General features: G+C 71.9%; 18 protein-coding genes and 1 other RNA gene. 10 read left to right on the top strand and 9 right to left on the bottom strand.

What is annotated here, in order from left to right:
- Positions 1-34: 34 nt before the first annotated feature.
- The 5 genes from ACFFJB_RS03540 to ACFFJB_RS03520 form a co-directional block, all read right to left on the bottom strand.
- Positions 35-1,696: an ABC transporter ATP-binding protein gene (locus ACFFJB_RS03540; protein ID WP_376829536.1), complete on the bottom strand. Its 1,662-nt coding sequence runs from the start codon at positions 1,694-1,696 to the stop codon at positions 35-37.
- Entirely contained in the window at positions 1,693-2,868 is a 1,176-nt protein-coding gene (locus ACFFJB_RS03535) for an ABC transporter permease (protein ID WP_376829534.1), read from the bottom strand. The genes ACFFJB_RS03540 and ACFFJB_RS03535 overlap by 4 nt, the downstream gene beginning before the upstream one ends.
- A gap of 2 nt (positions 2,869-2,870) precedes the next feature.
- A complete protein-coding gene (locus tag ACFFJB_RS03530; RefSeq protein WP_376829532.1) occupies positions 2,871-3,971 on the bottom strand; it encodes a microcin C ABC transporter permease YejB in 1,101 nt (366 codons plus the stop codon).
- A 34-nt stretch (positions 3,972-4,005) separates the two neighbouring features.
- A complete protein-coding gene (locus ACFFJB_RS03525; protein WP_376832514.1) occupies positions 4,006-5,877 on the bottom strand; it encodes an extracellular solute-binding protein in 1,872 nt (623 codons plus the stop codon).
- A gap of 429 nt (positions 5,878-6,306) precedes the next feature.
- Entirely contained in the window at positions 6,307-6,864 is a 558-nt protein-coding gene (locus ACFFJB_RS03520) for a c-type cytochrome (protein ID WP_376829530.1), read from the bottom strand.
- Between the two features lie 145 nt (positions 6,865-7,009).
- Between ACFFJB_RS03520 and ACFFJB_RS03515 the strand changes: the two genes are divergently transcribed.
- Positions 7,010-7,759, top strand: a complete 750-nt coding sequence (locus ACFFJB_RS03515; protein WP_376829529.1) for a 3-deoxy-manno-octulosonate cytidylyltransferase — start codon at positions 7,010-7,012, stop codon at positions 7,757-7,759.
- A gap of 42 nt (positions 7,760-7,801) precedes the next feature.
- Entirely contained in the window at positions 7,802-8,716 is a 915-nt protein-coding gene (locus ACFFJB_RS03510; RefSeq protein ID WP_376829527.1) for a prephenate dehydratase, read from the top strand.
- Positions 8,717-9,034: 318 nt separating this feature from the next.
- On the opposite strand, the gene nudC is transcribed toward ACFFJB_RS03510, so the two are convergent.
- A complete protein-coding gene (nudC, locus tag ACFFJB_RS03505) occupies positions 9,035-10,006 on the bottom strand; it encodes an NAD(+) diphosphatase (RefSeq protein ID WP_376829525.1) in 972 nt (323 codons plus the stop codon).
- Between the two features lie 189 nt (positions 10,007-10,195).
- Positions 10,196-10,669, bottom strand: a complete 474-nt coding sequence (locus ACFFJB_RS03500) for an HIT domain-containing protein (protein ID WP_376829524.1) — start codon at positions 10,667-10,669, stop codon at positions 10,196-10,198.
- 179 nt (positions 10,670-10,848) lie between these two features.
- Between ACFFJB_RS03500 and ffs the strand changes: the two genes are divergently transcribed.
- The 5 genes from ffs to recR all read left to right on the top strand — a co-directional run bounded on the left by ffs (position 10,849) and on the right by recR (position 14,771).
- Positions 10,849-10,946, top strand: an RNA gene (gene ffs, locus ACFFJB_RS03495) — signal recognition particle sRNA small type.
- A 214-nt stretch (positions 10,947-11,160) separates the two neighbouring features.
- The gene (locus ACFFJB_RS03490) at positions 11,161-13,032 is read left to right on the top strand and encodes a DNA polymerase III subunit gamma/tau (RefSeq protein ID WP_376829522.1); all 1,872 of its coding nucleotides are present in this window, start codon (positions 11,161-11,163) and stop codon (positions 13,030-13,032) included.
- 23 nt (positions 13,033-13,055) lie between these two features.
- Positions 13,056-13,376, top strand: coding sequence for a YbaB/EbfC family nucleoid-associated protein (locus ACFFJB_RS03485; RefSeq protein ID WP_376829520.1), 321 nt, complete (start codon positions 13,056-13,058; stop codon positions 13,374-13,376).
- Between the two features lie 21 nt (positions 13,377-13,397).
- Positions 13,398-14,075, top strand: coding sequence for a hypothetical protein (locus ACFFJB_RS03480; RefSeq protein ID WP_376829518.1), 678 nt, complete (start codon positions 13,398-13,400; stop codon positions 14,073-14,075).
- Positions 14,076-14,168: 93 nt separating this feature from the next.
- Positions 14,169-14,771: a recombination mediator RecR gene (gene recR, locus ACFFJB_RS03475; RefSeq protein ID WP_376829516.1), complete on the top strand. Its 603-nt coding sequence runs from the start codon at positions 14,169-14,171 to the stop codon at positions 14,769-14,771.
- A 40-nt stretch (positions 14,772-14,811) separates the two neighbouring features.
- Here the strand turns inward: recR and ACFFJB_RS03470 are convergent, their stop codons facing one another.
- Positions 14,812-15,957 carry a DNA recombination protein RmuC gene (locus ACFFJB_RS03470; protein ID WP_376829514.1) on the bottom strand — a complete coding sequence of 382 codons (1,146 nt, stop codon included), beginning with the start codon at positions 15,955-15,957 and terminating at the stop codon, positions 14,812-14,814.
- A gap of 140 nt (positions 15,958-16,097) precedes the next feature.
- Here ACFFJB_RS03470 and def point away from each other — a divergent pair, with 140 nt between their 5' ends.
- The 3 genes from def (at position 16,098) to truA (ending at position 18,441) form a co-directional block, all read left to right on the top strand.
- Positions 16,098-16,625, top strand: coding sequence for a peptide deformylase (gene def, locus ACFFJB_RS03465; RefSeq protein WP_376829512.1), 528 nt, complete (start codon positions 16,098-16,100; stop codon positions 16,623-16,625).
- Between the two features lie 98 nt (positions 16,626-16,723).
- Entirely contained in the window at positions 16,724-17,665 is a 942-nt protein-coding gene (gene fmt, locus ACFFJB_RS03460) for a methionyl-tRNA formyltransferase (protein WP_376832512.1), read from the top strand.
- A gap of 2 nt (positions 17,666-17,667) precedes the next feature.
- Positions 17,668-18,441 carry a tRNA pseudouridine(38-40) synthase TruA gene (truA, locus tag ACFFJB_RS03455; protein WP_376829510.1) on the top strand — a complete coding sequence of 258 codons (774 nt, stop codon included), beginning with the start codon at positions 17,668-17,670 and terminating at the stop codon, positions 18,439-18,441.
- Positions 18,442-18,504: 63 nt separating this feature from the next.
- On the opposite strand, the gene dapE is transcribed toward truA, so the two are convergent.
- Positions 18,505-19,731, bottom strand: coding sequence for a succinyl-diaminopimelate desuccinylase (gene dapE, locus ACFFJB_RS03450; RefSeq protein WP_376829508.1), 1,227 nt, complete (start codon positions 19,729-19,731; stop codon positions 18,505-18,507).
- Positions 19,732-19,764 lie beyond the last annotated feature (33 nt).

Below are 19,764 nucleotides of genomic sequence, written 5' to 3'. Positions count from 1 at the left end.
CTGGCGAAAGCGGCAGGGCGGAACCGGCGCGCCCCTACCGCTGCGTCGCCGCGCCGCCGGCGTCGCCGGCGCCAACGGGCTCGAGGTCGAAGGCCGCCGCCAGCAGGGCGCGGGCATAATCCGTCTTCGGCGCCGCGAACAGCTCCGCCGTCGGCCCCTCCTCCACCACCACGCCGTTCTGCATCACCATCACCCGGTTGGCGAGCGCCTTCACCACCTTCAGGTCGTGGCTGATGAAAATGTAGGAGAGATTGCGCCGGCGCTGCAGGTCGCGCAGCAGCTCCACAATCTGCGCCTGCACCGACATGTCCAGCGCCGAGGTCGGCTCGTCCAGCAGCACCAGCGCAGGCTCCAGCGCCATGGCCCGGGCGATGGCGACGCGCTGGCGCTGGCCGCCGGAAAATTCGTGCGGATAGCGGTCCATGACCGCCGGATCGATGCCCACGTCATGCAGCGCCTCGGCCACTTTCTGGCGCTGCGCCGCCAGCGGCATGCCCGGGTGCTGCGCCAGCATGCCCTCGGCGATGATCTCCGCCACCGACATGCGCGGCGACAGCGAGCCGTAGGGGTCCTGAAACACCACCTGCATGCGCCGGCGAAGCGGACGCAGCTGGCGCGGCCGCAGCCCGTCAATGCGCTGGCCCAGCGCCACCACCGGCCCCTCGCTGCGGATCAGCCGCAGCAGCGCCAGCCCTAGGGTGGTCTTGCCCGAGCCGGATTCCCCCACCACCCCCAGGGTCTCCCCCTGGCGCAGGCGCAGCGACACCCCGTCCACCGCCCTGATGTAATTCTCCGGGCGGCCGAAAAAGCCCCTGCGCACCGCGAACCACACCTTCAGCGGCCCGGCCTCCAGCACCGTGGGCGCATCCGGCCTGACCGGAGCGGCCTCGCCCTTCGGCTCGGCGGCCAGCAGCCGGCGCGTGTAGGGATGGCGCGGCGCCGCGAACACCTCCGCCACCGGCCCGCGCTCCACGATCCGTCCGCCGGTCATCACGCAGACATGGTCGGCGATGCGCCGCACCAGCCCCAGGTCATGGGTGATGAACAGCATGGCCATGCCCAGCCGCCGCTTCAGCTCCGCCAGCAGCCTGAGGATCTGCGCCTGCACGGTGACGTCGAGCGCCGTGGTCGGCTCGTCGGCGATCAGCAGGTCGGGCTCGTTGGCGAGCGCCATGGCGATCATCACCCGCTGGCGCTGGCCGCCGGAAAGCTGGTGCGGATAGGCGCCCAGGCGGTCCGCCGGCTGGCGGATGCCCACCAGCTCCAGCAGCTCGATGACGCGCGCCCGCGCCGCCGCGCCGCGCAGCCCCTTGTGAATGGCCAGGATCTCGCCGATCTGCCGCTCCACCGTATGCAGCGGATTGAGCGAGGTCATCGGCTCCTGGAAGATCATGGAGATGTCGGCGCCGCGCACCCGGCGGATGTCCGCGTCGCTGGCGGCGAGCAGGTCGCGGCCGCGGAACAGGATCTGGCCGCCGGGATGGCTGGCCACGGGATAGGGCAGCAGCCGCAGGATCGACAGGGCGGTCACCGACTTGCCGGAGCCGCTCTCGCCCACCAGCGCCAGGGTTTCGCCGCGCGCAAGGTCGAAGGAGACGCCGTCCACCGCCAGCGTCTCCACGCCGTTCTGGCGGAAGGCGACCCTGAGATCGCGCACCTGCAGCAGCGGCTCCCGGCCGTCCGGCGTCGCGCTCATGCCTGCACCTTTCGCGGATCAAAGGCGTCGCGCGCCCCCTCGCCGATGAACACCAGCAGCGACAGCAGCAGCGCGATGACGAAAAAGCCCGAGAGTCCCAGCCATGGCGCCTGCGGATTGGCCTTGCCCTGGGCCAGCATCTCGCCCAGCGACGGCGAGCCTGGCGGCAGGCCGAAGCCGAGGAAGTCCAGCGACGTCAGCGTGGTGATGGCCCCGTTGAGCACGAAGGGCAGGAAGGTGAGCGTCGCCACCATGGCGTTGGGCAGCATGTGGCGGAACATGATGCGCGCGTCGCCCAGGCCCAGCGCCCGCGCCGCCCGCACATATTCGAGATTGCGGGCGCGCAGGAACTCGGCCCGCACCACCCCCACCAGCGCCACCCAGGAGAACAGCAGCAGGATGCCCAGCAGCACGAAAAAGCCGGGCGTGATCACCGCCGAAATGATGATGAGCAGGTAAAGCGAGGGGATGGCCGTCCAGATTTCGATGAAACGCTGGAACAGCAGGTCCACCCAGCCGCCGAAATAGCCCTGGACCGCGCCCGCCGCCACGCCCACCAGCGAGGACAGGCCGGCCAGCGCAAGGCCGAACAGCACCGAAATGCGGAAGCCGTAGATGAGCCGCGCCAGCACGTCCCGGCCCTGGTCGTCGGTGCCGAGCCAGTTGTACTCAAGGTCGCTGCAGGAGGTTCCGCCGGTCTTCGCCGCCGCCTCCCGGCACTGCGCCTCGGTGAGCAGCCATGTGGGCGGCGACGGCGCCGGCGTCGGCAGGTTGAGGTTCTGGGTGTTGTAGGAGAAGCGGACCGGCGGCCACAGCATCCAGCCATGGGCGTTGATCTCGTCGGCGATGACCGGATCGCGATAGTCGGTGACGGCGAGAAAGCCGCCGAATTTCTCCTCCGGATAGTCCACGAAGGCCGGGAACAGCAGCTCGCCCCTGTACCAGGCGAGGATCGGCCGGTCGTTGGCGATCAGCTCCGCGAACAGCGTGACGGTGAACAGCGTCAGGAAGATCCACAACGACCACCAGCCGCGCCGGTGGGCGCGGAAATTGCGCCAGCGCCGCCGGTTGAGCGGCGACAGGCTGATGAAGCGCCCTCGCGGCAGCGGCGGCGGGGCGACGGCGGGCGGAGCGGAGGCGGGCAGGTCCTGCGGCGGCTGCGCTGCGGTCATGCTCACGCCTCCCGCGCCGAGAAGTCGATGCGCGGATCGATCCACACATAGGTCAGATCCGAGATCAGGTTCACCACCAGCCCCAGCAGCGAGAAAATGTACAGCGAGGCGAACACCACCGGATAGTCGCGGTTGATGATCGACTCGAAGCCGAGCAGCCCGAGCCCGTCGAGCGAGAAGATGGTCTCGATCAGCAGCGAACCGGCGAAAAACGCGCTGATGAACGCCCCCGGGAAACCGGCGATCACGATCAGCATGGCGTTGCGGAACACGTGGCCATAGAGCACGCGCCGCTCGCTCAGCCCCTTCATGCGCGCGGTGAGCACGTACTGCTTGCGGATCTCGTCGATGAAGGAGTTGCGGGTGAGCAGCGTGGTGGTGGCGAAAGAGCCCAGCGCCATGGCGGTGACCGGCAGCACAAGGTGCCACAGATAGTCGAGGATCTTGCCGCCGGGGCTGAGCTGCGCCCAGTTGTCGGAGGTGAGGCCGCGCAGCGGAAAGATCTGGAAGAACGAGCCGCCGGCGAACAGCACGATGAGCAGGATGGCGAACAGGAAGCCGGGAATGGCGTAGCCGATCACCACCACCACCGAGGTCCAGGCGTCGAAGCGCGAGCCCTCGCGCATGGCCTTGGCCACCCCGAGCGGAATCGACACCGCGTAGGACAGGAGCAGCATCCACAGCCCGAGCGAGACCGACACCGGCAGCTTCTCCGCGATCAGCTCCAGCACCGGCGTGTCGCGGAAATAGCTCTTGCCGAAGTCGAAGCGGGCGTAGTCCCAGAGCATTTTCACGAAGCGCTCCGGCGCCGGCCTGTCGAAGCCGAACTGCGCCTCCAGCTGCCGGATGAACTCCGGATCCAGCCCCTGGGCGCCGCGATAGCCGCCCTCGCTCCCGGCCGCGCCCGGGCCGCCGGGACCGCCGAAATCGCCGCCGCCGCCGGAGATGCGCGACGTCGCCCCGGCGTCCGTGCCCTGCAGCTGGGCGATGACGCGCTCCACCGGCCCGCCCGGCGCGAACTGCACCAGCGTGAAGGAAATGAGCATGATTCCGAAAATGGTCGGAATCATCAGCAGCAGACGGCGCAGGATATAGGCGGTCACGGACCCTCCTCCGCTCTGGTCGCCGCCCGCGGCATCAGCGGCGTCCGCCGGTTTTCGCCGCCAGCGCCTCGTCCCACCACCAGATGGTGGGGAACGCCGAGGCGCCGTATTCCGGCATGGTCTGCGGATGGGCGAAACGGTTCCAGCGCGCCGTGCGCTGGAAGCGGTAGCCCCATTGCGGCGTCATGTAATGGTGGTGCAGCAGCACCCGGTCGAGGGCGCGCGTGGCGGCCACCAGCTCCTCGCGCGTGGCGGCGTAGACGACGCGGCGGATCAGCGCGTCCACGCCCGCGTCGGCGATGCCGGCGATGTTGCGCGAGCCCGGGCGCTTCGCCGCCTCCGAGCCCCAGAAGTTCCACTGCTCGTTGCCCGGCGAGAGACTCTCCGGCCACAGGAAGGTGGTGGCGTCGAAGTCGAAGTTGCGCAGGCGGTTCTGGTACTGGGAGGAGTCGACCGTGCGCAGGTTCATGGTGATCCCCAGCCGCTGCAGGGCGTTGCGGAACATCAGCGCCGGACGCTCATAGGCGGCGTCCTGTGTGACGTATTCGAACACGAACGGCTGGCCGGTGTCGCGATGCGTGAGCTGGCGGCCCTTCTGCACCCAGCCGGCCTCGGCCAGCAGGCGGTGCGCCTCGCGCAGGTTGTCGCGGAACGCCTCCTGCGAGCCGGCCACCGGATTGCGGTATGGTTCGGTGAACGCCGCCGGCGGCACAAGGTCGCGCACGCTCTCCAGGATCTCCTTCTCCAGCCCCTCCGGCAGGCCGGACGAGGCCAGCTCCGTGCCCCAGAAATAGGAGTCGATGCGGGCGTACTGGCCGTAGAACAGGGTGCGGTTCACCTCTTCGAAATTGAAGGCGTAGTTGAGGGCGCGGCGCACGCGCGCGTCCTGGAACAGCGGCCGGCGCAGGTTGTAGACGAAGGCCTGCATCACGCCGCTGGAGCGCTGGGGGAACTCCTCGCGCACCACCCGCCCCTCGCGCACGGCGGGGAAGTCATAGCCCGTGGCCCAGTTGCGGGCGACGTTCTCGACGCGGAAATCGACCTGGTCGCCCTTGAAGGCCTCGAACATCACGGTGAGGTCGCGGTAGTAGTCCACCCGCAGCGTCGCGAAATTGTGGGCGCCGACGTTCACCGGCAGATCCGCCGCCCAGTAGTCGTCCACGCGCTCGAACTCACACCAGCGGCCGGCGTCGAAAGCCTTGATGCGATAGGGCCCGGAGCCGAGCGGCGGCTCCAGGGTGGTGGCGCCGATGTCGCGCCTGCGGCCGCTGGCGTCGGTTCCCTCCCACCAGTGTCTGGGCATCACGCGCAGCTGGCCCATGATCTGCGGCAGCTCGCGGTTGCCGGCGGCGGCGAAGCGGAAGGTGACCTCGCGCTCGCCGGTCTGCTCCGCCGCCTTCACGTCGCGCCAGTAGAAGCCGTAGACCGGATTGAGCTTTTTCAGGCTCTCGAAGCTGAAGATCACGTCGTCGACGGTGATGGGCCGGCCGTCGTGCCAGCGCGCCTGCGGGCGCAGGCGGAAGCTGACCCAGGAGAAATCCGCGGCGCGCCGCGCCTGCCCGGCGATGAGCCCGTAAGCGGTGCTCACCTCGTCCAGCGACTGGGTCATCAGCTCGTCGTAGATCAGGTCGATCATGGAGACGAGCGCGCCTTTGACGCCGTCGACCACCGGATTGAAGTTGTCGAAGCCGCCGGGGGCGGCGAGCCGCGCCAGCCCGCCCTTCGGCGCCGCCGGGTTGACGTAGTCGAAATGTCTGGCGTCGGGGCCGTATTTCGGCGTTCCCATCAGCGACAGCGCGTGCAGCCACGGCGGCTCCCCGGCGGGCGCGGCGGCGGGCGCGCCCTGCGCTCCCGCCGGGCGCGGCGGCAGCGCCGCGGCCAGCGCCGCCGCGGCGGCGCCCGTCAGCAACGTCCTGCGGCTGGGGCGACATTCGCCTGCGGCGTGCGGAAGGACGGGGCGACGGTCAGCGGCGTCTGCGGTCAACGGACGTCTCCTGGCGACAGAAGGCTGCGGTTGCGGGCGGCCGCCGGCGCGGCGCCGGCGGCGAACGGGCGAAACGCGGCCCGCGGCAAATCACGGCCGTCAGCGGTTTGCCCGTCAGTTATGCCCGCAATGCGCCGGGCTGCAAATAGCCGCGCCCCTGGTCCGCGCAGGCGCGGGGCCCGGCCGCGCGCAATGCGCGCCGTGGCGGGGACCCAGGCGACCGGGCGCCGGCGCGGCGCCGCCGGCCCGGCGGAAGCGGGAGCGATGCGAAGGGAACGGTGAACGCAAAAAGGGCCGGACGTCGCCGTCCGGCCCGAAATCCGCCTCGAGGGGCTGTCTGCCTGCTGGCCGTCAGTTCTGCCCGGCGTCCGGCAGCGGCAGCGGCGAGTCGGACTGGCTGTTGAGCCACACCAGGATGTCGGCGCGCTCCTCCTCCTTGCCGATGCCGGCGAAGTTCATGAGGGTGCCGGGGACGGCCTTCTTCGGATTGGTGAGGAACTCGTTCAGGGTCTCGAAGGTCCACTCGCCGCCATGCTCCTTCATGGACTTGGAGTAGGCGAAGCCGTCGGCGTGCGCCACCTTGGCGCCCACGACGCCATAAAGGTTGGGGCCGATCTTGTTGGGACCGCCCTTCTCGAAGCTGTGGCAGGTCTTGCACTTGGCGACGGCGCGCTCGCCGCGCGCGGCGTCGGCCTTCGCCAGCAGCACGGGCAGCGGAGTGGCCTCCTTGGCCGGCTCCGAGCCGGCCGCGCCGCCAGCCGAAGCCTCCTCGACCGAGGGCAGATCATAGCCGGGAACCGCCGGACGGTGGTTCTCGAACAGCTTGTCCGTGACGATGCCCAGTCCCAGCACGAACATCAGGGTGCCCAGAACTGCGCCGGCGATTTTGTTGAGTTCAAAGGAATCCATTAACGGCGACTCCGCAAGGCGTGACCTGGATATGCAAAATACGCCCCTCGAACGGAGCTTTGGCGCGATGATTAACCGCTTTGACGCGGCGAACGCAACTCGTATAGGTGAGACGCCGTTTGCTACCTTTTGACGCCGTTCCGCCATGAGCCAGCCCATCATTCTCATCCCGGCCCGGATGGCCTCCACCCGCCTGCCGGGCAAGCCGCTGGCCGACATCGCCGGCGCGCCGATGATCGTCCACGTGTTGCGCCGCGCCGAGGAGGCGAAGGTGGGCCCGGTGGTGGTGGCCACCGACACGCCGGAGATCGCGGAAGCCGTTGAAAACGCTGGCGGAAACGCCATACTGACGCAACGTGACCACCCCTCCGGCTCGGACCGGATCCACGAGGCGCTGCAGGCGCTGGATCCGCAGCGGCGCCATGACGTCGTGGTCAACGTCCAGGGCGACCTGCCCACCATTAACCCTGCCGTCATCGCCGCCGCGCTGCGGCCGCTGGACGACGCGGCTGTGGATATCGCCACCCTCGCCGCGGTGATCACCCGCCGGGAGGAGCGCCATGAACCGGCCGTGGTGAAGGCGGTGGGCGCGGCCATCGGCCCGGACCGCCTGCGGGCGCTGTACTTTACCAGGGCCCCCGCCCCTTGGGGCGAGGGGCCGATGCTGCACCATATCGGGCTCTACGCCTGGCGGCGCACGGCGCTGGAGCGATTCGTGAAGCTGCCGCCCTCCCCGCTGGAGCAGCGGGAGAAGCTGGAGCAGCTGCGCGCGCTCGAAGCGGGGATGCGCATCGACATTGTGGTGGTGGACGACGTTCCCCTTGGCGTCGACACTCCCGCGGACCTGGAGCGGGCGCGCGACGTCCTGAGCCGCCGGGCCGCCCGTTCCGCCTGACAGGGTCCGCCCGACGGACGCACGTTCATTTCAGGAGACATCATGACCGGAGCCGATTCCGGAGCAGCCGCCGCTTCCGCGCCCGAGAACGCCGGCGGCCGCTCGCGGCTGATTTCCTTCCAGGGCGAGAACGGGGCCAATTCGCAGATCGCCAGCCGCGAAGTGTTCCCTGACCGCGAAACCCTGCCCTGCCCGACGTTTGAGGACGCCCTCGCCGCGGTCAAGGACGGCCTCGCCGAATACGGCATGATCCCGATCGAGAATTCGATCGCCGGCCGGGTGGCGGACATCCACCATTTCCTGCCCACCTCGGGCCTGCACATCATCGGCGAGCACTTTCTGCCGATCCGCTTCCAGCTGATGGCCCCGCCCGGCGCCACGCTGGACGGGCTCAGGAGCGTCTACAGCCACGTGCACGCCATCGGCCAGTGCCGGCGCATCATCCGCCAGCTCGGCCTGAAGGCGGTGGTCACCGGCGACACCGCCGGCGCCGCGCGCGAGGTGGCGGAATGGGGCGACCCCACGCGGGCGGCGCTGGCGCCGCGCCTCGCCGCCGAGGTTTACGGGCTTGATATCCTCGCCGAGGACGTGGAGGACGAGGCGCACAACACCACGCGCTTCGTCATTCTGGCGCGCGAGCCAAGCTGGCCGGAGAAAGGCTCCGGCCCGTGCATCACCAGCTTCGTGTTCCGGGTGCGCAACATTCCGGCGGCGCTGTACAAGGCCCTCGGCGGCTTCGCCACCAACGGCGTCAACATGACCAAGCTGGAGAGCTACCAGGTGGAGGGGCAGTTCGCCGCCACCCAGTTCTATGCCGAAGTGGAGGGGCACCCGCACGAGCGGCCGGTGAAGTTCGCCTTTGAGGAGCTGGGCTTCTTCTCGAAGGAGTTCCGCATCCTCGGCGTCTATCCCGCCTCGCCCTATCGCGAGAAGCTGCGGGCCATGGCCGCGGAGTGAGCCGCGCGCCGGCGGAAAGACGCCCGGGAGGCGCCGTCCGGCGGCGCCCCTTTTGTCATGCGCCGCCGGCGGCCGGCGAAGACCTGTCCCGGCGGCGACCTGTCCCGGCGGCGACCTGTCCCGGCGACGACCTGGCGCCGGCGGCCGCGGAAGCGACCGCGCAGGGCCAGGCGGGCGGCCGGTGCCGTTTGCGCTGCGGTCCTGGCCGGGCCTGACCCGGCCATCCCCTGGGCGCCCGCCGCTGGCCGCCGGCCGTCATCGCGACCTGCGGGCGGCGGCCGTAACGCCCGGGTCCGGCCCGGGCATGGCGGCGGCGGGTCAGCCGGCGTCGCCGCGCACGAAGGCTGCCAGGACGTGATAGGCGATGGCCACCGGCGGGGGCGCGAACAGCCGGCCCGGATGACGGCCGGCCAGCATCAGCCGCGCCTCGTCGCGGCTGAACCAGCGGGCGTCGTCCAGCTCGGCGCGGTCGATGACAATGCGGTCGGACAGCGCCTCGCCGATGCAGCCGATCATCAGCGAGCCCGGGAACGGCCACGGCTGCGAGGCCAGATAGGTGACCCGCCCCAGCGGCACGCCGGCCTCCTCCATGATCTCGCGGCGCACCGCGTCCTCGATGGTCTCGCCCGGCTCGACGAAGCCGGCGAGGCACGAATACATGCCGCGCGGAAACTGCGGCTGGCGGCCCAGCAGGCATTCGTCGCCGCGCACCGCCAGCATGATCACCACCGGATCGGTGCGCGGGAAGTGCTGAGCCTTGCAGGCGTCGCAGTCGCGCCGCCAGCCGCTGGCGGACATGCGCGAGGGCGCGCCGCAGCTGGAGCAGAAGCGGTGGCGCTGGTGCCAGTACGCCAGCCCCTTGGCCTGGCCGAGGGCGCCCAGGTCCTCCGGCGACAGCGCGCCCTGCATGGCGAGGGTGCGCAGGTCGGCCACCACCAGGTCGGGATAGCCCCGCAGCGTCTCGCCGAACTCCTGCGGATGGACCGCCAGAAACACCGGCCTCCCCTCCATCGTGCCGAGGAAGGGCAGTTCGCGCGGCTCGCCGAGGCGCAGCGCGTCGTCGAGCGTGAACCAGGGATCGGGGCGCCCGCCGGGGCCGGCCTTGATCAGCGGCCGGTCGCCGACGATGACGCAGGCGATGGCGTCCCGGGAGGCGCGATAGGCGCTGATGCGGACGTCGTCGTCACGCTGCTCGGAATGGCGCACCAGCGGATTGGCGGCGTAGCCCACCTGCGCCGAAAGCTCCGTGCGCACGGCGGCCGTCGCCGGGCGCGTCTCGATCTCTGTCATGTCGTGCCTCTCCCTTTGCCCTCTCCCTGGACCGTCGGCGGCGCGCCGGCCCGCCTCCCCTGCGCGCAAGCCCTGCGCCGGCGCAAGGCCGCAGCCGCGATGACCGGCCGAATGTGCGCGCGCCCGCGCCCGGCGCGCAAGCGGCCGGCGCGCAGCCAGGGCATGCGCCGGCGCGGGCCGTCCCGGCCCTCAGACCGGCCGCGCGCCGACGGCCGCGCGCCAGCGCGCCGCCGCCGCGGCCAGGGCCGCCGCGCCGTAAGGCTGCGCCGCGCCCACGCCCCACACCGGGCCCGGCCAGGCCGGATCATCCTGCTGGCGCGCGATCACATGCACGTGCAGCTGGCGCACCATGTTGCCGAGCGCCGCCACGTTGAGCTTGTACGGCGCGACCTCGCGGCGGAGCGCGGCGCAGACGGCGCGGATCTCGGCGCCGAGCTGCGCGTGGTCCGCCTCGCTGAGGTCGAGCAGCTCGCTGACGCCGGCGCGGCGCGGAACCAGGATGAGCCAGTGATAACGCGCGTCGTTCATCACCAGCAGGCGCGACAGCGGCATATCGCCGGCCACGGCGCAGTCGGCGGCGAGGCGCGGATCAGGCGCGAAACCGGCCTCGGCCGCCGGGCCGGCGGAGGCGGAAGCGTCCGGACGGGAAGGGTCGCTGGTCATGTCTGGTGCTCCTCCTGCGGCGGGCGCGCCGTCGCGGCCGCGCCCTCCCGCCCATATACCCTGGCGGGCGGCGGATGAACCGGCCGGATCGCCGGCGCGCGGCCGATGGCTGGGGAGCGCGGCGGAATGGGCGGTCCGCGGCCCTTGCGCGCGGCGCGTCCATGTACGATATACGCAGCGGGAAGCTGGCGAGGGACGCACCACTCGCCAACCGGGTCAGGTCCGGAAGGAAGCAGCCCTAACGAGCACCGGGCGGGTCTTCGTCCAGCTTCCCGCCGCGTCGCCGCATGGCCGGCGGCGCGCATGGCGCGACGGCAGCGCGACGTTTTCCCCAGACTGCACAGGATTTTGGCGACCGCCGCCATCGCGCGCGGGGCCCCGCCGCGCGTCCGGGGCGAAGCGGCATGCACGCGCCGGGCGTTTCATGCTAGCAACGGAGGCGACGGCCCGGCGGCCGCCGGCGCCCGCCCCGCAGCGCACGACAGGTAGCAATGACCGACACGCCCGAAACGACGCCGCATGACGACGGCGCCCCGGCGCTTCCCGGTTCCGGCGACGCGCCCGCCCCGGCGGCCGCCGGACAGAACGCGCCCTACCGGGTGCTGGCGCGCAAGTACCGCCCGCGCAGCTTCGATGACCTCATCGGCCAGGAAGCGATGGTGCGCACCCTCTCCAACGCCTTCCAGACGGGGCGCATCCCGCAGGCGTGGATGCTCACCGGCGTGCGCGGCGTCGGCAAGACCACCACGGCGCGCATCCTGGCGCGCGCCCTCAATTACGAGCGTCCCGACGGCGGCGGCGGTCCGACCATCGACCTGAAGGAGCCTGGCGTCCACTGCCAGCAGATCATCGAGGGCGCGCACATCGACGTGGTGGAGATCGACGCCGCCTCCAACAACGGCGTCGACAACATCCGCCAGATCAATGATTCGGTGCGCTACGCCCCGGTGTCGGCGCGCTACAAGGTGTACATCGTCGACGAGGTGCACATGCTGTCGACGGGCGCCTTCAACGCCTTCCTGAAGACGCTGGAGGAGCCGCCGCCGCACGCCAAGTTCATTTTCGCCACCACCGAAATCCGCAAGGTGCCGGTGACCATCCTCTCCCGCTGCCAGCGCTTCGACCTGCGGCGGGTGCAGGCGCCGGTGCTGGCGGCGCATCTGGCCCGCATCTGCGGTCTCGAGAAAGTCACCTATGAAGAGGAGGCCCTCGCCCAGATCGCCCGCGCGGCGGAGGGTTCGGTGCGCGATTCGCTGTCGCTGCTCGACCAGGCCATCGCCCACGGCGCCGGCCATGTCAGCGCCGAAACCGTGCGCGCCATGCTCGGCCTCGCCGACCGCGGCCGCATCATCGACCTGTTTGAGGCGGTGATGCGCGGCGACCTGGCGGGCGCCCTCGCCCTGCTGCAGGATCTCCATGACGCCGGCGCCGACCCGGCGGTGGTGATGGCGGATCTGGCGGGCTTCACCCACCTGACGACGCGCCTGAAGGTGACGCCGGAGGCGGCCAGGGATCCCTCCCTCACCGAGGCCGAACGCGTCCGCGGCGCCGACCTCGCCGGAAAACTCTCGGTGCGCGCCCTCTCCCGCGCCTGGCAGATGCTGCTGAAGGCGCTGCCGGAAGTGCAGGACAGCTTCCGGCCGCTGGCCGCCGCGGAAATGGCGCTGGTGCGCCTCGCCTACGCCGCCGACCTGCCGACGCCGGACGAGGCGCTGAAAATGCTGCGCGACGCGCCGGCCGGCGGTTTCGGGCCGGCGGGCGGCGGCGCCTTCGCCGGGGGCGCGGGTCCCGCCGCCTCCGGGGCGTCCCTGGCGGCGGCGCCCGCCCCGGCCCCGCGCGCCACGGCGGCCATGGCCGGCGGCGCCGGCGCGGCCATGCAGCTTGTCTCCAGCCAGCCCGCGGCGGCGCTGGCCCCGGCCGCCGCGGGCGGCGCGCCGCAGCTGCGCCTCGCCCGGTTTGAGGATCTGGTGGCGCTGGCCGGCGAGAAACGCGACATCGCGCTCAAGGTGGCGCTGGAGCGCGACGTGCGCCTGGTGCGGTTTGAGGACGGGGCGATCGAATTCGCCCTCGCCGGAGGCGCCAGCCGCAGTCTCGCCGCCCAGCTCGGCGCCCGCCTGCTGGAGTGGACCGGACGGCGCTGGGTGGTGGCCATCTCCTCGCAGCGCGGCGAGGACACCATCGCCGAAAAGCGCGACGCCGCCCGGCGCGAGCGCCACCAGGACGCGGCCAGCCATCCGCTGGTGCGCGCCGCCCTCGAGGTGTTTCCCGGCGCGCAGATCGTCGACGTGACCGACGTGCGTCCCGCCGGCGAGGAAACCATGCAGGCCGGCGGCGATGACGACGCCGGCGGGTTCGACGACTGACATAACGACAAGGGAACAGGACGATGCGGGACCTGATGGGGCTGATGAAGCAGGCCCAGGCGATGCAGCAGAAACTGGCCGACGCCCAGGCCGAGCTGGAGAACCTGGAGGTGGAGGGCGCGGCCGGCGGCGGCGCCGTGACGGTGCGCATGACCGCGCGGGGCCAGATGCGGGCGGTCAGCATCGATCCTTCCCTGCTCAGTCCGGACGAGAAGGAGATCGTCGAGGATCTGGTGCTCGCGGCGGTGAACGACGCCCGCGCCCGCGGCGAAAAGCTGATGCAGGAGCGCATGCAGGAGCTCACCAGGGGCCTGCCGCTGCCGCCCGGCCTGAAGCTGTTCTGACAGCCGGCGGGTTTTCCTGCCGTGGGGGGGCGCATCACGCTTCCGGCGGGCAGGCGCTGGCGGCGCAGGCGCGCCGGACCGCCGCGGAACGGGCTGGGCGCGCTGCTGCGCCGCCTTGGCGCGCGGCTGCGCCCTCCGGGGCCGGAGGGGCCGGACAGCCGCCCCCAGGGCCACGGCCCCCAGCCGGAGAACGGCGGCGCGCTGAAGCGGCGGCTGGCGCCGCTCAACCCTGCGGCGCGCCTGCGCGCGCGCCGCGCCAGCGCCGAAATGATGGCGCTGGCCATGACCTTTCATGACGAATACGCCGCCACGGGCGAGATCGTCTTCGCCCTCGTCTACCGGCTGGAGGCTGCCGGCGAACGGCTCGCCGCCGCCGTGGACGCCGTGAGCCCGCGGCTGCCCGGCGAGCCCGCCGGCGAGCTGCGGCTGATGGCCACCGCGCTGGCCGAAACCGTGCATCTGGCGCAGCTGGCGCGCGAGTGGCGCCAGGACGCCATCAACCTCCGCCACGGCCTGGAGCATGGCGCGCACGACGGCGCCCGCCGGGCGGCGGTCGAGGCGGGCGTGCGCCAGCTTGAAGCCTATGTGCGGCAGAACATGAGTGATTTCAGCCGCTGGCTGGCGGCGGCGCAGCGGCTCAATCCGGCGGCGGCGCGCGCCGCCGCCGCACTGCGCCGGCGGGAGCGGGAGCTGGCCTGAACGGCCGGCGCGCGCCGCCCGGCCCGGCTTGCCCTCGCCGCCGTTCCGCTGGCACAAGGGGCCCGCCATACTGCCGCACGGGGTGCTTCGTCCATGGCTTCGTCCACCGGCCCGGAACTTGAACGTCTGATCCAGCTGCTGGCGCGCCTGCCCGGTCTTGGTCCGCGCTCGGCCCGCCGCGCCGCGCTGCACCTGATCCGCAAGCGCGAGACGCTGCTGCAGCCGCTGGCCGAAGCGGTGCGCGTGGTGGCCGACCGGGTGATCACCTGCGAGACCTGCGGCAATGTCGACACGGTTTCGCCGTGCGTCATCTGCCAGGACGCGCGGCGCGACCCTTCCGTGCTGATCGTGGTGGAGTCGGTGGCCGACCTGTGGGCGCTGGAGCGCGCCGCGGCGATGAACGCGCGTTACCACGTGCTTGGCGGCGTGCTTTCGCCGCTGGACGGCGTCGGCCCCGACGACCTCAACCTCGCCTCCCTGGCCGAACGGGCGGCCCGGGACCGGGTGAGCGAGGTGATCATCGCGCTCAACGCCACCGTCGACGGCCAGACGACCGCCCATTTCATCACCGACATGCTGCAGCACCTGCCGGTGAAGGTGACCCGTCTCGCCCATGGCGTGCCGGTGGGCGGCGAGCTCGACTATCTCGACGAAGGCACGCTGGTCGCCGCCATCCGCCAGCGCACGGCGCTCTGAGGCGCGGGGAAGGCCCCCGCCCGCCGCCCTCCCCGGCGCGTCAGGCTGCGCCGTCGAACTCCAGCGCCTCGATGCGGCCGCCGCGGCGGGCGACCTTCTCCACCGAGACATTGAGCGCCGCCAGATCCTCGCGCGCCTGGCGGAAATGGCCGTCGAGACGGGCGGCGCGCTCCTGCAGGCGGCCGATGTCGTCGAGCAGCCGCCCCACCTCCGCCTGGATGGCGCGGGCCTCGTCGCGGATGCGGGCGTCGCGGGCCATGGCCCGCGCCAGCTGGATGGCCACCGCCAGCAGCGACGGCGAGACGATGATCACCCGTGAGCGGGCGGCGGACTGCGACACGTCCTCGAAATGCTCCAGCAGGTCGGCGTAGAGCGACTCGGAGGGAATGAACATCAGCGCCAGGTCCTGGGTCTCGCCCGGGATGAGATATTTGCCGGCGATGTCGCGCACGTGGGCGGCGAGGTCCTGGCGCAGGCGGGCGGCGGCGGCGCGGCGCTCCGCCTCGCCGCGGGCGGCGCGAAACGCCTGGAAGCCCTCCAGCGGGAACTTGGCGTCGATGGCCAGCGGCAGGTCGCCGGGCAGGCGCACCAGACAGTCCGGCCGGCGGCCGTTGGAGAGCGTGGCCTGGAAGCTGTAGGCGCCTGGCGGCAGGCCGTCGCGCACGATGGCCTCCATCCGCCCCTGGCCCCAGGCGCCGCGGGCCTGCTTGTTGGCGAGCACCTCGCGCAGGCTGAGCATCTCGCCGGCGAGGGCGCTGAGATTCTGCTGGGCGGCGTCGATCACCGCGAGGCGGCTGGCCAGTTCAGAAAGGCCGTCGCCGGTGCGCCCGGCCATGTCGGCGAGGGTGCGGCCCACGCGGTGCTGCAGCATGTCCACCTGCTCGGCCACGGCCCGCTGCACTTCCGCCTGGCGCGCCCCGAGCCCCTGCATGCCGGCGTGGAGGCCGCCGTGCATCTCCGCCTGCAGCCGGGCAAGCTGCTCCAGCCGCGCCTCCATCCCGCGGGCGTGGCTGTCCAGCAGCGCCAGCACGTCGTCGGCGTGCAGCAGGCCGCCGGCGCGCGGCCGGCGCCGGCGCAGCAGCAGCAGCATGAGCGCGAACGCCGCCGCGACGGCCGCAGCCGCCGCGAGCGCCAGTTGCGCCGGCGAAAGTCCAAGGCCGCCTGCGGCCAGCCACATGTCCTGCATCACCCGCGACCCTTCCGCGCCCGCGGCCCGGCGCCCCGCCGGCGGCGCCGGAACGCACCGCTGGCGGATCCTCCGGCGCCGGCGAGAACAAATCAAGTACAACTTGACCGTGAAAGGTGAAGACACTATCTGTGCGGCGCATGAGCATCAAACCCCTCGTCATCCTTCCTGACGCGCGCCTGCGCCAGATTTCCCGGCCTGTCGGCGCCGTCACCGCGGAGATCCGCGAGCTGGCCGACAGCATGCTGGAGACCATGTATGACGCGCCGGGCATTGGCCTGGCGGCGGTGCAGGTCGGCGTGCTCAAGCGCCTGATCGTCATGGACGTGGTGCGCGAGGAGGGCCGGGACGGCGAGCCGATCATCATGATCGACCCGGAGATCACCTGGTCGTCGGACGAGCGCAGCGTCTACCGGGAGGGCTGCCTGTCGATTCCGGACTACCAGGCGGAGGTCGAGCGCCCCGCGCAGGTGCGCGTGCGCTATCGCGACATCCATGACAGGATGCAGGAGATCGAGGCCGGAGGGCTGCTCGCCACCTGCGTGCAGCACGAGATCGATCACCTGAACGGCGTGCTGTTCATCGACCATCTGTCGAAGCTGAAGCGCGACCGGGTGATGACCAGGTTTAACAAGCTCGCCCGCCTGCAGGGCCGGGCGGCGTCCTGAGCCGCGGCGGGCCGCGCCGGGTCCGGCCTGCGGCCCTTCCCGCCCGCCGGCCGTTCTGGCGACAGTGAAAACGGGAGCCGAGGTTGCGCGTCATTTTCATGGGAACGCCGGAGTTCTCCGCGCCGACGCTGGCGGAGATCGTCGGCCACGGGCACGAGGTCGTCGCCGTATACACCCGCGCCCCCCGCCCCGCCGGCCGCGGCATGAACGAGCGCAGGAGCCCCGTGCACGAGATGGCCGCGGGCTTCGGCATTCCCGTCCACACGCCTGCGACGCTGCGCACGGCCGGGGCGGCCGAAACCTTCCGCGCCCTGGCGCCGGACGTGGCGGTGGTGGTGGCCTACGGCATGATCCTGCCGCCGGAAATTCTCGCCGTTCCCCGCTTCGGCTGCATCAACCTGCACGCCTCCCTGCTGCCGCGCTGGCGCGGCGCGGCGCCGATCCAGCGGGCGATCATGGCCGGCGACGCGGAAACCGGCGTGTGCGTGATGCGCATGGAGGAAGGGCTGGACACCGGCCCGGTGGCCATGTGCGAGCGGGTGACGGTCACGCCTGAGATGACCGCCGGCGAGCTGCACGACGTGCTCAGCGGCCTTGGCGCCGACCTCGCCGCCCGCGCGCTCGCGGCGCTGGAGCGCGGCTCGCTGCGCTTCACCCCGCAGCCGCAGGACGGCGTCACCTACGCCCACAAGATCACCAACGCCGAAACCCGCATTGACTGGAGCCGCGACGCGGCGGCGGTGCACAATCACATCCGCGGCCTCTCGCCCTTCCCCGGCGCGTTTTTTGAGGCGGACCTCGGCAAGGGCAGGCCGGAGCGCGTCCGCGTGCTGCGCGCGCGGCCGGCGGAAGGCGCCGGCGCGCCAGGCGAGCTCATCGGCCCGGGCATGACGGTGGCCTGCGGCCAGGGCGCGGTGCGGCTGCTGCAGGTGCAGCGGGCCGGGCGCGGCGTGGTTGCGGCGGACGAGTTCCTGCGCGGCGCGCGCCTTGCGCCGGGCGCGCTGCTCCAGGCCTCCCCCGGCGCGGATACAGGGAGCTAGCGGTGCCGCGATATCGCCTCGTGATCGAATATGACGGCACGGGCTATGTCGGCTGGCAGTGGCAGGGCAACGGCCGTTCGGTGCAGCAGGCGGTGGAGGAGGCCATCATCCGCTTCGCCGGCGAGCATCCGCGGGTGCAGTGCTCCGGCCGCACCGACGCGGGGGTGCACGCCCTCGGCCAGGTGGCGCATGTGGACCTCAGCCGCGAATGGCGCACGGACACGGTGCGCGACGCCCTCAACGCCCACCTGCGCGCCGCCGGCGACCGGGTGGCGGTTCTCTCCGCGCATCTCGCCCCGCCGCAGTTCGACGCCCGCCACAGCGCGGTGAAGCGGCACTACATGTACCGGATCATCAACCGCCGCGCCCCGGCGGCGCTGGACCACGACCGCGCCTGGCACGTGGGCCGGCCGCTGGACGCCGGAGCCATGCACGCGGCGGCGCAGACCATTCTGGGGCGGCACGACTTCAGCACCTTCCGCGCCGCCGCCTGCCAGGCGGCCAGCCCGGTGCGCACCCTCGACCGGCTGGACGTGGAGCGCGTGGGCGACGAGATCCGCATCTACGCCTCGGCGCGCTCGTTCCTGCACCATCAGGTGCGCTCCATGGCCGGTTCGCTGGAGCAGGTCGGCTGCGGCCGCTGGAAGATTTCCGATATGCGGGCCGCCCTCGACGCGCGCGACCGCCGGCGCTGCGGCCCGATCGCCCCGGCGCACGGGCTCTATTTCGTCCGCGTGGACTATCCGGAGGAGGCGCTGGCCTGGCCGCAGGACTGAGCCGGCCGGGCGCGGCGCCCGCCGGGAGACGCAGGCGCGCGCCGCCGTGACGCGGACGGCGCCTTACGCCAGCGCGCCGGCCGCGGCGGCGTCGAAATATTTCTCGATCATGCGCAGATAAATCCGCGCGAGCGCCTCCAGCTCGGCCACCGGCGCGCGCTCGTTGACCTGGTGCATGGTGTCGCCGACCAGGCCGAACTCGATCACCGGGCAGTAATCCTTGATGAAGCGCGCGTCCGAGGTGCCGCCGCTGGTGGAAAGCTCCGGGCGCAGGCCGGTTTCGGCGGCGATGGCGTCGGCCATCAGCGCCACGAACGGCCCTGGCTCGGTGAGGAAAGCCACCGCGTTGCTGGGATCGAAGCTGAGGGTGAAGCGCGGACCGTCGCCGGCCACGGCCTCAAGCCGCCGGCGCACCTCCTCCTTCAGCGTCTCCAGCGTCCAGATGTCGTTGAAGCGGATGTTGAACACCGCCCGCGCCTCGGCGGGAATGACGTTGGTCGCGGCGTTGCCCACGTCGACGCTGGTCACCACCAGGCTGGAGGGGTCGAAACGCTCGTTGCCGCTGTCCAGCGGCGCGCCGGTCAGCGCCTGCAGATAGCGCAGCAGCGCCGGAATCGGGTTCTGCGCGCGGTGCGGATAGGCCACATGGCCCTGCACGCCGCGCACGGTGAGCCGGCCGGTGAGCGAGCCGCGCCGGCCGATCTTGATCATCTCCCCGAGACGGTCGGGATTGGTGGGCTCGCCGAGGATGCAGTGGTCGAACGCCTCGCCCTGCTCCTTCGCCCATTGCAGCAGCTTCACCGTGCCGTTGACGGCGGGGCCCTCCTCGTCGCCGGTGATGAGAAAGGCGATGGAGCCGTCAAAATCCGGATTGCGGGCGACGAAATCCACGGCCGCGGCCACGGAGGCGGCGACGCCGCCCTTCATGTCCACCACGCCGCGGCCATAGAGCACGCCGTCTTCAGTCACTGCGTCGAAGGGGCCGAAGCGCCACGCAGCCTCATCGCCGGGCGGCACCACGTCGGTGTGGCCGGCGAAGACCAGGCGCGGGCGCCTGTCGCCGTAGCGGGCGTAAAGGTTCTCCACGTCGGGGGTTCCCGGCGCGCTGAAGGCCACCCGCTCCACGTCGAAGCCCGCGGCCCCCAGCACGCCCTCGAGCAGCGAGAGCGCCCCGCCCTCATGCGGCGTCACCGAGGGGCAGCGCACCAAGGCGCGGGTGAGCTCCACCGCGTGGCGCGCGACGGCCGCGGTCGCGGCGGGGCTGGCGGCTTCGATTCTGGCGCTGGTCATTGGCGAGGCTCCCGGAACGCTCGGCAGGAATCA

It is taken from the genome of Camelimonas abortus (genome assembly GCF_042432745.1).
Classification (GTDB): domain Bacteria; phylum Pseudomonadota; class Alphaproteobacteria; order Rhizobiales; family Beijerinckiaceae; genus Camelimonas; species Camelimonas abortus.
The sequence above is the reverse complement of the archived record's forward strand: the minus strand, read 5'-3'. Positions and strand labels throughout refer to the sequence as shown.

What these genes read in the sequence shown, in the direction of transcription:
- ACFFJB_RS03540 (WP_376829536.1), bottom strand. Translation starts at nt 1,696, where the DNA reads ATGAGCGCGACGCCGGACGGCCGGGAGCCGCTGCTGCAGGTGCGCGAT.
- ACFFJB_RS03535 (WP_376829534.1), bottom strand. Translation starts at nt 2,868, where the DNA reads ATGACCGCAGCGCAGCCGCCGCAGGACCTGCCCGCCTCCGCTCCGCCC.
- ACFFJB_RS03520 (WP_376829530.1), bottom strand. Translation starts at nt 6,864, where the DNA reads ATGGATTCCTTTGAACTCAACAAAATCGCCGGCGCAGTTCTGGGCACC.
- ACFFJB_RS03515 (WP_376829529.1), top strand. Translation starts at nt 7,010, where the DNA reads ATGAGCCAGCCCATCATTCTCATCCCGGCCCGGATGGCCTCCACCCGC.
- ACFFJB_RS03510 (WP_376829527.1), top strand. Translation starts at nt 7,802, where the DNA reads ATGACCGGAGCCGATTCCGGAGCAGCCGCCGCTTCCGCGCCCGAGAAC.
- nudC (WP_376829525.1), bottom strand. Translation starts at nt 10,006, where the DNA reads ATGACAGAGATCGAGACGCGCCCGGCGACGGCCGCCGTGCGCACGGAG.
- ACFFJB_RS03500 (WP_376829524.1), bottom strand. Translation starts at nt 10,669, where the DNA reads ATGACCAGCGACCCTTCCCGTCCGGACGCTTCCGCCTCCGCCGGCCCG.
- ACFFJB_RS03490 (WP_376829522.1), top strand. Translation starts at nt 11,161, where the DNA reads ATGACCGACACGCCCGAAACGACGCCGCATGACGACGGCGCCCCGGCG.
- ACFFJB_RS03485 (WP_376829520.1), top strand. Translation starts at nt 13,056, where the DNA reads ATGCGGGACCTGATGGGGCTGATGAAGCAGGCCCAGGCGATGCAGCAG.
- recR (WP_376829516.1), top strand. Translation starts at nt 14,169, where the DNA reads ATGGCTTCGTCCACCGGCCCGGAACTTGAACGTCTGATCCAGCTGCTG.
- ACFFJB_RS03470 (WP_376829514.1), bottom strand. Translation starts at nt 15,957, where the DNA reads ATGCAGGACATGTGGCTGGCCGCAGGCGGCCTTGGACTTTCGCCGGCG.
- def (WP_376829512.1), top strand. Translation starts at nt 16,098, where the DNA reads ATGAGCATCAAACCCCTCGTCATCCTTCCTGACGCGCGCCTGCGCCAG.
- fmt (WP_376832512.1), top strand. Translation starts at nt 16,724, where the DNA reads ATGGGAACGCCGGAGTTCTCCGCGCCGACGCTGGCGGAGATCGTCGGC.
- dapE (WP_376829508.1), bottom strand. Translation starts at nt 19,731, where the DNA reads ATGACCAGCGCCAGAATCGAAGCCGCCAGCCCCGCCGCGACCGCGGCC.